This window comes from Paraburkholderia sp. MM5477-R1 (assembly GCF_050436385.1).
Taxonomy (GTDB): Bacteria; Pseudomonadota; Gammaproteobacteria; order Burkholderiales; family Burkholderiaceae; genus Paraburkholderia; species Paraburkholderia tuberum.
Genome location: NZ_JBNDMC010000005.1, coordinates 958,302 through 971,050, shown reverse-complemented (window position 1 = coordinate 971,050; position 12,749 = coordinate 958,302). Strand labels below are relative to the sequence as shown.

13 protein-coding genes are annotated in these 12,749 nt (G+C 61.6%); 7 read left to right on the top strand and 6 right to left on the bottom strand.

Features of this window, described 5'->3' with window-relative positions:
• Nucleotides 1-236: 236 nt before the first annotated feature.
• The gene (locus tag OKW35_RS16805; protein ID WP_429401110.1) at nucleotides 237-695 is read right to left on the bottom strand and encodes a YybH family protein; all 459 of its coding nucleotides are present in this window, start codon (nucleotides 693-695) and stop codon (nucleotides 237-239) included.
• A gap of 524 nt (nucleotides 696-1,219) precedes the next feature.
• Here OKW35_RS16805 and OKW35_RS16800 point away from each other — a divergent pair.
• Both OKW35_RS16800 and OKW35_RS16795 read left to right on the top strand, forming a co-directional pair.
• Nucleotides 1,220-1,489 (top strand): hypothetical protein, encoded by a 270-nt coding sequence (locus OKW35_RS16800; RefSeq protein ID WP_429552611.1) that lies wholly within the window; start codon nucleotides 1,220-1,222, stop codon nucleotides 1,487-1,489.
• 108 nt (nucleotides 1,490-1,597) lie between these two features.
• Nucleotides 1,598-1,792 (top strand): transposase, encoded by a 195-nt coding sequence (locus OKW35_RS16795; protein WP_429355256.1) that lies wholly within the window; start codon nucleotides 1,598-1,600, stop codon nucleotides 1,790-1,792.
• Nucleotides 1,793-2,056: 264 nt separating this feature from the next.
• On the opposite strand, the gene OKW35_RS16790 is transcribed toward OKW35_RS16795, so the two are convergent.
• A complete protein-coding gene (locus OKW35_RS16790; RefSeq protein WP_429552610.1) occupies nucleotides 2,057-3,382 on the bottom strand; it encodes a type II toxin-antitoxin system HipA family toxin in 1,326 nt (441 codons plus the stop codon).
• A gap of 2 nt (nucleotides 3,383-3,384) precedes the next feature.
• The gene (locus tag OKW35_RS16785) at nucleotides 3,385-3,828 is read right to left on the bottom strand and encodes a helix-turn-helix domain-containing protein (RefSeq protein WP_429402084.1); all 444 of its coding nucleotides are present in this window, start codon (nucleotides 3,826-3,828) and stop codon (nucleotides 3,385-3,387) included.
• Nucleotides 3,829-4,726: 898 nt separating this feature from the next.
• On the opposite strand from OKW35_RS16785, the gene OKW35_RS16780 reads away from it, so the two are divergent.
• From OKW35_RS16780 to OKW35_RS16770, 3 genes are all read left to right on the top strand, one after another.
• Nucleotides 4,727-5,104 (top strand): hypothetical protein, encoded by a 378-nt coding sequence (locus tag OKW35_RS16780; RefSeq protein WP_429487728.1) that lies wholly within the window; start codon nucleotides 4,727-4,729, stop codon nucleotides 5,102-5,104.
• A gap of 11 nt (nucleotides 5,105-5,115) precedes the next feature.
• Entirely contained in the window at nucleotides 5,116-5,334 is a 219-nt protein-coding gene (locus OKW35_RS16775) for a YMGG-like glycine zipper-containing protein (protein WP_018422694.1), read from the top strand.
• A 467-nt stretch (nucleotides 5,335-5,801) separates the two neighbouring features.
• Nucleotides 5,802-7,367: an alpha/beta hydrolase gene (locus tag OKW35_RS16770; protein ID WP_429552609.1), complete on the top strand. Its 1,566-nt coding sequence runs from the start codon at nucleotides 5,802-5,804 to the stop codon at nucleotides 7,365-7,367.
• 113 nt (nucleotides 7,368-7,480) lie between these two features.
• Here OKW35_RS16770 and OKW35_RS16765 read toward each other — a convergent pair whose 3' ends face one another.
• From OKW35_RS16765 to OKW35_RS16755, 3 genes are all read right to left on the bottom strand, one after another.
• Nucleotides 7,481-8,641 carry an endo-1,4-beta-xylanase gene (locus OKW35_RS16765; RefSeq protein WP_429552608.1) on the bottom strand — a complete coding sequence of 387 codons (1,161 nt, stop codon included), beginning with the start codon at nucleotides 8,639-8,641 and terminating at the stop codon, nucleotides 7,481-7,483.
• A gap of 365 nt (nucleotides 8,642-9,006) precedes the next feature.
• Nucleotides 9,007-9,315, bottom strand: coding sequence for a BON domain-containing protein (locus OKW35_RS16760; RefSeq protein WP_429402091.1), 309 nt, complete (start codon nucleotides 9,313-9,315; stop codon nucleotides 9,007-9,009).
• Between the two features lie 429 nt (nucleotides 9,316-9,744).
• Entirely contained in the window at nucleotides 9,745-9,879 is a 135-nt protein-coding gene (locus tag OKW35_RS16755; protein WP_429552607.1) for a hypothetical protein, read from the bottom strand.
• Between the two features lie 282 nt (nucleotides 9,880-10,161).
• Here OKW35_RS16755 and OKW35_RS16750 point away from each other — a divergent pair, with 282 nt between their 5' ends.
• Together OKW35_RS16750 and OKW35_RS16745 are read left to right on the top strand one after the other, a co-directional pair.
• Nucleotides 10,162-11,316, top strand: a complete 1,155-nt coding sequence (locus OKW35_RS16750) for a porin (RefSeq protein ID WP_429552606.1) — start codon at nucleotides 10,162-10,164, stop codon at nucleotides 11,314-11,316.
• Between the two features lie 199 nt (nucleotides 11,317-11,515).
• Nucleotides 11,516-12,607, top strand: a complete 1,092-nt coding sequence (locus OKW35_RS16745) for a LacI family DNA-binding transcriptional regulator (RefSeq protein WP_429552605.1) — start codon at nucleotides 11,516-11,518, stop codon at nucleotides 12,605-12,607.
• Nucleotides 12,608-12,749 lie beyond the last annotated feature (142 nt).

Below are 12,749 nucleotides of genomic sequence, written 5' to 3'. Positions count from 1 at the left end.
GAAGGCACCTGCCCGTCATAGGACGTCGCCCGATGTCGCATCCGGACAGATGAACAGCGCTCGATCGAAAGGAAAAGTCGTGCGGCCTGCTCTTCGGTGCGCGACGATCGCCTCGCCCGAAGATGTACCGGTCGGTCGACGGCACTTCGATCGCGCGGAGTTGATCTTTTGTGGTCGGCGGGCGCCGGTGCTCGCGCTTCCCGACTAGAGTAGACCAGAGCGCGGTGAACGCGGCTTCACTTGTTTTCTTCCGCGTTCCAAGTGTGCGCAGTCGTGCGCCACTTGCCGTCCGCGCTCTTGGTCATCACCTTCAGCAATACGCCTTTGAATTGCGTCTTCTTGCCGTCCTTCTCCTGCACGGCGGACCAGTTGGCCGTTTCGTACATCACGTTGCCGACCCGGGTCGCGTGCACCACGTCGATCGTGTGATCGTGAACGCCCGCATCGAAGTAGCTCTTGAAAAGCTTTTCTATTTCCTCGCGCCCCTGAACAGTCTTGCCGTTGCCCGGCGATACGACCGCCTTCTCGTCGTATAGCGCGGCGAGCCCGTGAGCGTCGCCTTTGTTGAAATCCTTGTTCCAGGTCGCATTCGCTTCTTCGACGAGCTTGTCCTGAGCGAGGGCGGGATGCGGCGCGACGAGCGTGAACAGAGCGCAAAGCCCGCACGCACTGAGGTGCCTCAAGGTCTTGTTCATTGCATGCCTCCAGTAGCGAACGGCGGCAAGCGATATGTAAGCTTATCGCGCGACCGGACGTACATTCGCGCTTGACTTTCGGTCGCTTGTCAGTGCGTGCAGTATAGGAATGGGCATCGCCGTAATCAAGTAACGGAGATCGATGCTGCTGACCATTATGAACGTCGCTTGGCCGTAAAGATCGATCCAGAAAGTGCAATAGGAGTGCTACTGGGTAAGCACCCAAACACTCATACCGAAGCTTTCCGTTCCAGCCGGCTAGCCGATTCGACCGTTCCAGCGGATCGGTTACTCGCCGATCAACTCGATGGGGCGCGGCGGCGGCTGTACTTCGGAAGCGGTCGTTGCGGTGGCCCGAGTCCGAACGGCGGTTCAGGGTCGTCATGAGTCAGACGAAGGCAGACTGATCAAAGTCGGGAAAGTTAAAGGTGAGCGATGGGACCCGGGCGGACGCACGATCGGGTGAGGGCAGGCGGGCGCAGTGGCTGCGCTGCGGCGAGACAGCCGGGTTGGATAGTGTGTGTATGCTCGCTACGGTAACGTGTCTGACCAGCAGGAAACACTCCGGCAGCCGGGATCCCGGCGCGCTGGCTGCGATGCGTGATCGCAACTGCGGGTCCCGCGTCGAGCCGATCCGGGCCGCCCTGGTGGGCAACTATCTTCCCGAACACGTCTTCGCGCTGCAACCGGCCCTGGCATTCAATGACTTCTACCAGGCGCGCGTTGACGAATGCGATGCCTGGATCGAGTGCACATTGGCCATGCTTTCCGCCTGTAAGGCCGTGCCGCAATAGCCATTGGGAAAGATGCGCAGTCGGATCCAGCAGCCCAACGCGCTGAGCTTCGCCGTGCGTACCCTCATGCACCAGCTTGCTGGCGTCGACCTCACCCAGATTCATTGAATCGGCTCCTGCCGGGCTGTGCGTCTCGTCGCCGTATGCGGCACCGATCTCGACCCATGGCGGACCGCCAGGCATTTCAGCTCCTGGCTGACCCTGTCGCCAGGGTGCAAGGCGAGCGGCGGAACAGTCCTGTTCCCGACCGAAGCGATCGGTATAGTTCAGGACCGCCGTGTGCGTCTGCGCTCCGATCGGTGAATGGCTCGTTGGCGCGTACATGGCACGGCCTCATCTGGCCGTGATCCCGACGTCTAACTTGCAAACATGAACGGCCGGAAAGCCGCACCAGAACTGGCCTGTTTCCACGGCAAAAAGTTAGACAGAAGAGCGCAAGCCATTGAATTGACGGTGAAATGTGGGTAATGAGCGTGCAGTGGCGTGCGTCGGCGAAGACCGATGGTGCGGCGGCGCGGCGGGCGTGAGGTTGCCGTGGTGCCGCGCGTCGGTCAGGATGGCGGCGCTTTACTGCGCGAGCTTCCGGTTCAGCCGGCGCATGCCGTCGAAGACCGCATCGGCCACGTCCAGCGGAAAGGCGGCGGGCAGTTGCGACGAGACTGCGTCGATCACCGTCTCCGTTTGCGCGGTCAACTGATCGATCAGCGTATCGACGTCCGCGGCGGAAAAACCGACGCGCTGTCCTTCGGCCAGCCAATGCCGGCGCTGGATCTGATTGAGCAGGTAGTGGACGTTCTTGCCGCGAACCGCCATCGCCAGTTTCACTTTTTGCGCCGCGAGGCGCCCCGCGCCGCTGCCGATGATCGGATGTGCGGACAGCACGTCATAAAGCGGCGTGGATTCGTAGCGATTGCCGGGCAGATGCGCAATGCTGAAGTTCTTCGCGTGGCCATCGGTCGCGGCGAGCAGCCAGAAAACCAGCTGCGTCGCGAAGAAGTTGCGCCGGTCCGTCGTCGCGCGTGTGGACCTCGCGAGTATCTCCATGATCGCCTCGATGCCCGGACCGCCGTCGGACTCGTACTTGTGCAGCGCCGACGTGCCAGTGGCCTGGCACATGTCCTCTTGCGGCAGACGCACGATCCACGTGGCGTCGCTCGACAAACGGCGATCGAAGCGCTCGACGATCAATACCTTCTGCTCATCGAATCGCGCGATTTCGCAACGCGCGACGGGCAGCCCGTAGGCCGCGACGATCTGCGAGCACAGCCATTCGTTTTCCACCGACGTGCGCATATCGGCGCGCATGTTGCCCACGAGCCCGAGCGGCAGCTTGAAGATGTGCGTGGTCGGCGTGCTGCCTTCGGGCAGCAGCCAGCGATTGCGATGACGGAGCAGCGCGGTTTTTTCCTGCGCGCCGGCGATCGACAGACGCAGGTCTTCGAGCGGATCGTGCTGCCCGAGCGGCGGCGCTGTCGTCGTGCCGCGTAGCAACGCCGCGATGTCGCTGTCGCTGAGTTCGCGACCGTGGATGCTCGTCAGATCGCTCGGCTCTTCGTCCGGCGACAGCAGTTGCAATGCGCCGACGCAGTCGCGTCCGAGCGCGGTGAGCAACGCAAACGGCGCGGCGCTGCCGGTCCGGTAGCGCGCGGCGATGCGGCGCCGGATCGGTTCGCTGTCGGGCAGCAGGTTGTCGAAATAGTCGGCGACGATCTGGCCGCGATACGCCTGATTGCCCGGTGTGAACGGCAGCGACAGCGATAGCGGTCGTCCTTGCGGATCGTCGATCCATTCGTCGGCATAGCTCAGACGTTCGCCGCTGCGTGTCGTTTCCCAGGCGCCGACCCGCAGGCCGTTCATCCACAGATTCAGACGGTTCGGTGTGCTGCGCGCCATGCTTACCAGTCCTCCCGTTTCTTGCTGGTGCTGGCCGCTTTGGTTGCCTTGGCGGGTTTGACCGCTTTGGGCTTTTGCGCCGACGGTCCCGGTTTGAGCGGCACGCGCGTGGCGCGTTTAGCGTTGCTTTTTGCGTCGACCGGCGCTCCGGCGGCCGGCGTTCCGCTCCCGGCGCGGCGGGAGCGGTTCGGCGCCGGCGCGGCGTCTTCCACGGCCATGCTTTGCGTCGATCCGCTCTGCGCGAGCTTCAGATCGACCTGCAAGACCCGCAACACCCTGAAGAGCCGTTCGACGCTGACGGTCGCCGGATTCGCTTCGAGTTGCGCGTAGGTCTGTTGCGTGACCCCGAGATGCGCGGCCATCGCGGCCTGAGTGAGGCCGGCGGCCTTCCTGAAGCCCTGCAGGATCGGTCTGAGCTGGCTCAGTGTCTTGATGGCGTAGTCCACGGTCGATCTCCGGTTCGGCTGCGGCGGCGTAACAGCCCAAAACCTGTAAATAACAGATACAGTCTATACTCTGTATTTAGCAAATACAAGCTAGAGACTGTTAATGACGAGCACGGACGCATTTGAAACGGCGTCCCGTCACGCTACTCTCACGCAACTAACGGTCAACCGCGCACCGCCACCCCCTTCGCTGCTGCGCAGCCCCTCCGCCGCAGGCAACATGTGATCCACCGAAAATAAAGATGATCGACAAACGCAACCATAAAATCGCATCTGTTTCACTGCTGGTTGGTGCTGCCATCAGAAGAAGCAACGCCTCGACCGGAAATAGATAAATCCGAATCGTTTTCGATTGACGATCTAATCAGGAAGCCGAACATTCAGGCAAAACAAAAGCTGTTTTCGCATTGCGTGGCCAGAACACTGAATGGCCGTCGATAACGAATCGCTAGCAATATCACGGGCGCTCAAATCGAGCGCAGGATAGCTGACGAGTGTCGACGCGCATTGCATCGTATCCTTTCGCTTGCCGAATGAAATTTGACACAAATGTCACGCGCCGCGCATCGAGAGGAAACGGGCTTGGAAATTACGGAAAAGGCTGTAGACTCTATAGCGTGTATTACGCGGCGAGGCCGACACGAGTCCAATCGTATGCGCGCATACGGCATGTGTGCAAATCACTCCAATCCGCCATGAGATTTTCTGCCATCAAGGTGTCTATTCGCTGATACGACCCAACGCCAATAGAAGCCGAACCGGCGAACCACGCCGACCGGTGAACCTGAAAGGAGATTCGACGAGACACACAGACCATTCTTCCAAATAACGCGATCGACGCCGCCGGATGCGGTCGCCCGGCGGGCCGCTGGAGAACATAACTTCTTTGGAGTATGTGATGGCAAGCAAACCACAATGGCGAACGCTGTTATCTCTGACTTTTCTATCGCTGGCAATGATGGGCAACGTGGCGCGTGCGGAGAGCATTCCAATTGTCACAGGCCAGCAATGGATGCAGTCGACCGATGAGCAGAAGAAAGCGTATCTGGTCGGCATCTCGAATTTGATCGACGTTGAGCGCGCCTATGCCGGCAACACGGCGAACAGCAATGACATCGCACAGCGCTTCGGCAAGGGCATGCAAGGCCAGACACTGGACAGCGTGCGTCAAGGCCTCGACGGCTACTACGCCGCCAATCCCACGATGATCCAACACCCGGTGATCGAGACCCTCTGGTTCCAGATGGTCGTGCCCGGCATGAAGAAAAATCAGTAAGGAGAACGATCATGAAACGACTTGGGTGGATCGTCAGTATTGGCGCACTGGCTGCGATGATCGGTTGCACGGACATGAGCCCGCAGACGCAGGGCACGGTGAGCGGCGCGGCACTTGGCGCGGGCGCCGGTGCGGGCATCGCGGCGATCTCCGGCGGCGATGCGTGGACCGGCGCGATCATCGGCGGCGCGGCGGGCGGCGTGGCCGGCAATATCCGCGGCCGTCAGTAATTACCGGCGAGCAGGCAAGGCTGGGGCGCGACCTGGGTCACGTCCCGGTTTCGTTACTGAAGCGCACGGCCCGATTAGGCCTTGATCAGGCATTCCACGGCCGTCGAGTGAAGCGATTTCCGAGGCGTCGCTGAAGGACCGTTCTTCCATGAGGCACCTCTCCCTTCCCCGCGACGCCGTATGCATTCCGTGCCATTTTCCTCACGTCGAATGTCAAGTAGCGAAGCGAATGGGGCGAATTCATTCGCGCTCGCGACATCGCGCATCCCCAGTTCGTCATGAAAATAATCCGTTCATACTCGAGCCGCTGTCGACGTCGCGTTGCCCGCCCGGCCGACAAAGTTTGAACCGATGATTAAAAGCCCTTAGGATATCCACATCGGAAGCCGCCGCGATGGCGGCATGCGCACACCACGCAGAGAGCAGCCTGCGCGCGGTGCAACCTTCATCTCATCAAGAGAACACGAATGCTGCGCACGTCACTGAAGGTAATAAAGATAAGTGCATGGATTCTGGTGCTGCTGGCGGTGCTCGCATTGGGGCTACGCGCGTGGAATTCGCAGCGCGGGCCGGAGCTGTCGGTATGGCACACCTATGTGCCGCGCGAAATGACCGTCGAGGAAATGGACACCGCCGACTGGAACGCATACATCAAAGCGGAAAATCGGATTTTCGACGACGTGCGCGTCAATGTCGTTGAAAAGCTGCGGCCGTCCGAGCGCATTCCGGCGAACCGCTATTACGAGGCTTCGCCGATTTTTCCGTGGCATTTCGCCGAAAACTGGAATCACTCGTACATTCTCGAGCCGTCGGGGCCACCCGTCGGCGCGGTCGTGCTGCTGCACGGCATGACGGATGCGCCGTACAGCATGCGGCATATTGCGCGTCGATATCGTGATCGCGGTTTCGTCGCGATCGGCATCCGCTTACCCGGACATGGCACGGTGCCGGCGGGGCTCGTCGACGTGCACTGGCAGGACTGGACCGCGGCCACTCGGCTCGCGGTGCGTGAAGCGCGCCGTCGCGTGGGGCCGGACAAGCCGATCGAGCTGGTCGGGTTTTCGAACGGCGGCGCGCTCGCACTGCAATATGCGCTCGACGCGATCGAGAATCCCGCGCTCGCGCGTCCGACGCGCGTCGTGCTGATCTCGCCGATGATCGGCGTCACGCGTTACGCACGCTTTGCCGGTCTCGCCGGATTACCCGCGGTGCTGCCGGCCTTCGCGCGCGCCGCGTGGCTCGGCATCGTGCCGGAGTTCAACCCGTTCAAGTACAACTCGTTTCCTGTGAATGGCGCGCGACAGTCCTTTCTCCTCACGAGCGTGATTCAGGAACAGATTGCGCGGCTCGAGCGCGAGAACCGGCTCGATAAGTTGCCGCCTATCCTGACGTTCCAGTCGGTGACGGATTTCACGGTCAGCACGCCAGCGGTGATGTCGGCGCTCTACGACAAGCTGCCTGAGAACGGCAGCGAGGTCGTGCTGTTCGACGTGAACCGCAGCGTGCGCTTCAGGACCTTCCTGCGCTCCGCGTCGTACACGGCGCTCTCGCGCCTACTGCGCATCGGTCCGCAGAACTATCGCACGACGGTGATCGCCAACGTGTCGCCGGATTCAGCGCATACTGTCGAGCGCAGCGTTTATGCGGGCGAAGTGCAAACGCGTGTCAAGCCGCTGGATATCGACTATCCGCAGGATATTTTCTCGTTGTCGCACGTCGCGATTCCATTCCCGATCACCGACGCGCTGTACGGCATCGCGCCGGACGATTCGGAGAACTTCAACGAGAACCTCGGCACGCTCGCGCCGCGCGGCGAACGCGGCACACTGATTCTGACACTCGATTCGATGTTCCGCATCGCGTCGAATCCGTTCTTCCCGTATCTGCTGCAGCGTATCGACGAAGGCATCGGCAAGATGCCGCCGCCGGTCGTCAAGTCACCGCCGCGCACGCATGAAACCGCCGACGGTCCGCCCGACGATTTCCCCGAAAATCTGAATGCGCTCGAGCAGGTCGGCTCGGACGAGCCTTGAAATCTCGATGCTTTGAATCAAGCTGACGGCAATTGCACTGCCACCCTCGCGAGATGTGACCAGACGGCGCGCAGCTACCGCGTGCCGCCTGCTTTTCGGCTCGAAGATCGACGTTACGGCTGATACGACGAATCGACGATCGTCCACAGCGCCGCTTTCGGCTGCAGGTTCGCATCGAACGGTAGCGGCAGGTTGTTGCGCGGCACCGGCGTCGACGTCAGCCACGTGTGCTTGTCCGAATAGCCCCAGAACGTGACCGCCTTGATGCTCGGCTCCTGCTCGAACAGAGCGAACACGGCGCGATAACGCTCGGCCTGCGCGCGCATGATGTCGTTCGGCACTGGATGCCCGAGGTCCGGCAGACATGCATGCGGATCGCTCCAGCATTCACCGGGATCGGCATAGAGACTCACGTCGAGCTCGGTCACCTGGTTTTCGAGGCCGAGCGCGGCGACGTCGTCGAACGCCTGCTTGATGTTCGGCAGCGGCGGCCAAGTTACGCTGATATGCATCTGATGCCCGACACCGTCGATCGGCACGCCCTGCGCGCGCAAATCGCGAATCACCGCGAGCAGCTTTGCGCGCTTGCGCGGATCGTCGGTGTTGTACTCGTTGATATAGAGCTTCACGTTCGGGTCCGCCGCGCGCGCCGCGCGGAAGGCGATCGCGATGTAGTCCTTGCCGAGCGTCCGATACCACGGACTGTCTTCGCGATACACCTGATGCGGATCGTCGCTGATCACTTCGTTGACTACGTCCCACGCGTAGACCTTGCCTCGGAAGTGTGTGATGACGTCGGTTACATATCGATCGAGCCGCTTCGCGACGATGTCGTGATAGAGCGGATCTTTCGGATCGCCGGCGAAGAACCAGTCCGGCGCCTCGGTCCAGTCGCCGGCCTTGAAGTGCCACACGAGCGTGTGCCCGCGCACCGCAATGCCGTGCGCTTGCGCGAACGCGACGATCCTGTCGGCCGGTTCGAAGTTGTACTTGCCTTCCGCGACGCCGATCGTGCCCGGCTTCATCTTGTTCTCGGCGGTCAGGCTCGAGAACTGGGCGGCGACCAGCGCCGCGTCGGCGGGACTGTCGATTGAATCAGGTTCAATCGCCGCGCCGACCTTGAAGTGCGCGGCCATCACACTGCGCAATGACGGCAGCGCCTCAGCGGGCGCCGCGGCGAGCGGCTGGCCGTCATGAGCGACGGCGGCCTGGTTGTGCGCGCAGCCTGCGGTTGCGAGCGCGCAAACGGCGACGGCTGCGCAGAGCATGCGCATTGAAGTCCTCAAAGGACGCACTCCTGGTCTCCTTGTGACGGAATGCCGGTTCGGATGTCTTCTCTGACTATGTTTACCGTTACCGGTAACAGCGAAGATGTTAAGCAGCCTCTGTCAGCCCCGCTATGAGGGATTTACCTGACATATCGACGAGACATGGATGGTGAATCAGCGTCGAGTCGACCGGCTTGACACGGCGTGGGTTGAAAGCGCTTTCAGATGGGGATTGCACGGAACCGACGCGCGGCTAACGGCGCGAAACAGGGCGCCAGTCACTGAATCCCAACTGGCGAGACAGGAAAACCGAATCCGTTCAACGCGCGGGTCTGCTTCAATCGTCGTCCGCGCCGCGATTCAGTTTGATTTCAATGTCCGTTCAGCGAGCCAGCGTCGGGCGAGAGCCGGTTGTCCACCGAGGTGACACCCGGTACCGACATCGCACTCTGCTCGGCACGCGCGACATGGTCCCGCTCTGGCACCCATCCGACCAGCGTGATCCGCCCCGAGTGGGCAAAGACGAACACATGTGACATCCCGACTCCGCTGTGCGCCTCCGCGATCCGCACGCTATGGGCGAGTTGTTGGTCGGTGGCTTGCGAATCCTGGGCATGGGCCGCCGGCGCTATTGCGCTTGAAATCAGCAGCGCGAGTGTAGAAACAAGGGCTGTTTTCACGATACCTCCTTAGAGTGCCAAGGTGTGCCGGCAAAATCCGCCGGCAAATCTTCCGGTTCGACTCGATGCGAGGCGTCGGAAGTGCACTGGACAAAATCCTCATTCCACTGCATGCGTCGCGGTTATCGCGGTTGCGCGCCGAGGTTTTGCCAGTCGGGGCGATGGGCGGTCGTGCCGTCGCCCGCAGAAAAGTTGCAAGGGCAGCGTGTTCGAGCGGGACGTCGCACGTGCGGCGTGGCGGGGGAACAGCGAGAGCCGGGGATGGAAGCTGGTTGGAGCGTTCGTATTGGAGCGCGAGAGCCAGACGGATGCGCTGACAATCCCGCACTCAGCCTGCTACGCGGCTGAGCCCGGCTCGTTGCCCGAGATCGTATGCATTGATGATAGTCGCTAATGTCCACCACTGCTGGCGGCTCCTGCGCCAGTTCGTCAAGCCCAAACCGGCAATGCAAGCAAGACGGCTCGTTGCATCTTCGCAACATCAAGCGCGAAATTTTGCTTGCGTTCGAGCGTGTTTTCCTTGTTAAGCAAGCGCTGAGCGACGCGCGAGACGGATTCGCCCATCGTTTCGGTGCATGAGTTCAAACGGATTTCCGACGCTTGTGACCATCACGTAATGGTCACAAAGCAGGGCGCTACTGCGGGATCGTCCGGCGCGCAACTGTTATCGATAACAGCGTTTTCCCTGAGCAGTTAGTTTGATGCGCGGCGCAAGGCCATCCCTATAATCGCCTCGAAATGTGAAGCGAATAAGTAGCGAACATTTCGGCAAGAGGGAAAACGTGTGAGAACGCGTGCGTCCTGTGCGGCTTGGAGACGCCAAAATACATATATAAGGATATCTAAATGAAGAAGAAGCTTATTGCTGTGTCGGTGATGGCAGCCGCGACGACGGTGGCCCATGCGCAGAGCAGCGTCACGTTGTACGGCCGTATCGACAACGGCATCCAGTTTGAAACCGGCCTCCCGGGCGGCCACGCGTGGTCAGCGCAAAGCGGCGATTGGGGTTGCTCGTGGTTCGGCCTGCAGGGCGCCGAAGATATCGGCGGCGGCACGAAGACGGTCTTCCAGCTCGAAGGACAGCTCAACACGATGACCGGTGCATCGGCCGGCAATCTGTTCGGCCGCCACGCGACGGTGGGCCTGACGAACGACCACTGGGGTTTGTTCAAGATCGGTAACCTCGGCGCCGGCGAACTTTCGCAGGACAGCTGGGGCACCGACCCGCAGGTGATGCAGCGCTACGCGATCTCGACACTGGTGCGCGGTCGCAACTGGGCGAGCACCAGCAACGGCGCGGAGTACAACTCGCCGGTGCTGTTCGGCGGCCTCGTGCTGAAGGGCCAGTATTCGCTGACCAACAACACGAGCTGGAACTCGGCGCCTGTCAACTCGGCTGGCGTGCCGACCGGCCAGGGTCGTACGAACGCGGTCGAAGGTGTGTACACGTGGGGCAACGGCGACGTCCGGGTGATCTATGACGAAGTGCGCGGCGCCAACGGCTCGTTCAACAACGTCTACTCTGCTTCGCGGATGGCCCTTGTCGGCGGCACGTACGTGCTAGGTCCGGTCAAGCTGTACGCGGGCTACCAGCACCTGAGCGCGCCTGACGCGACCAACGCGAGCGTGGGCGTAACCGATGCGTCGCAGCCTCTCGGCGTGAGCGCGCCGACCGGTGTGAACCACGAATGGGTCGGCGCTGCATGGCAGGTCACGTCGCCCACGCTGTTGACGGCTGCGGTCTACCACGCGAACGCGAACAACGGCAACGGCAATGCAACGCTGTTCACGCTCGCCGCGACGTACGCGCTGTCGAAGCGCACGTTCCTGTACACGGAAGCCGGCTACGTGCACAACAGCTCGACGTCGAACCTGAACCTCGGCAACGGGCCGTACGGCAACAACAACTTCGATGCGGTGACGGGCACGTCGTCGAACAGCAACCCGAACTATGGTCATAGCCAGACCGGCGTGTTCGCCGGGATCATGACCTCGTTCTGAGTTGAGGTTGCCTGATCAGCAATCGCAGTGATCTCTTTGTTTCAAGGACTGTTTATTTCTCTTTCATAGAGAGGCCGGTGCGACGCCTCCTCCACCCTCGTCGCATCGGCTGCTTTTTCTTTTTTTCGAATTCATCACCGGACGTAGTGCGCCTCTTCATATCCGAAAGCGCTTTCATCACAGGATTCAGGCAGAACTCATGACCCACGACGGCTCCGACGATAAACCCGGCGCGCCCAAGGTATCCAACGTACCCGCTGCGCCCAACGTGACGCTCGAAGCCATCGCGCGCGCGGCCGGTGTTTCTCCGAGCACCGTATCGCGGATCCTGAACGGTTCTGCGCGCGTACTTCCCGCCAAGCAGCAGGCGGTGGAAGCGGCGATCGCGCGTTTCAACTATCGGCCGAACGTGCTCGCGCGCAGTCTCGCGAGCGGGCGGACCGAAACGATCGGCGTATTGACGCAGGCGGTGTCGAGCCCGTTTTACGCCGAGTGGCTGCGCGGCATCGAGGAGTCGTTGTACGAACCGGGCTTTACGCCGATCTTCGTGAGCAGCCGCTGGAACATCGACGACGAAAAGGCGCGCCTCGAGCAGTTCATCGCGCGGCGCGTCGATGGAATCATCTTGCTGCACGCGCAACTCGATGAGTCGACGTTGACCGACTACTCGCGGCACGCGCCAATGCTCGTACTCGGCCGCGCGGTACAAAACAGCGCGACGCTCGCTGGCCTGCCGATCGACAACATGCAGGGCGCACGCGACGCGACCCATCATCTGATCGAGCAAGGCCATCGCGAGATCGCCTTCATCGCCGGGCCGGCGAGTCACGAAGATGCGATCGAGCGCCTCGTCGGCTACCGGACCGCGCTCGAGGAAGCGGGCATCGGCTTCGATGCCGATCTCGTCGAGCAGGGCGATTACCTCGAAACGGGCGGCGTCGCCGCGATGGAGCGCCTGATGGCGCGCCATCCATCGTTCAGCGCGGTGTTCTGCGCAAACGATCAAACCGCGTACGGCGCGCGCCTCGCGATGTTCCGCCGCGGCGTGCGGGTGCCGGACGACGTGTCGCTGGTCGGCTTCGACGATTTGCCGACATCGTCGTACATGACGCCGCCTTTGACGACGGTCCGCCAGCCGACTTACGAAATCGGCCGCCTCGCCGCACAGGGCATCGTGCAGATGATCCGCAAGCAGTCGATCGCGCTAAGCCCGATTCCGCTCACGCTCGTGACGCGTGAAACCACGCGGCGAATCACGCCGCCGGTAAAACGGGGGGATACGCCTACGTAGCGGCTGTTTTTTCGCCTCAACGTGAAAGCGCTTTCAGGTATCGGCAGTCAAGCAGAAATTCAGCAGCGCATTCAGCGCCAGGCAAAGCAGCACCGAGCAAAGCAGCAACAAAGACAACAGGGGAAGTAGGTCGCAGCAACCG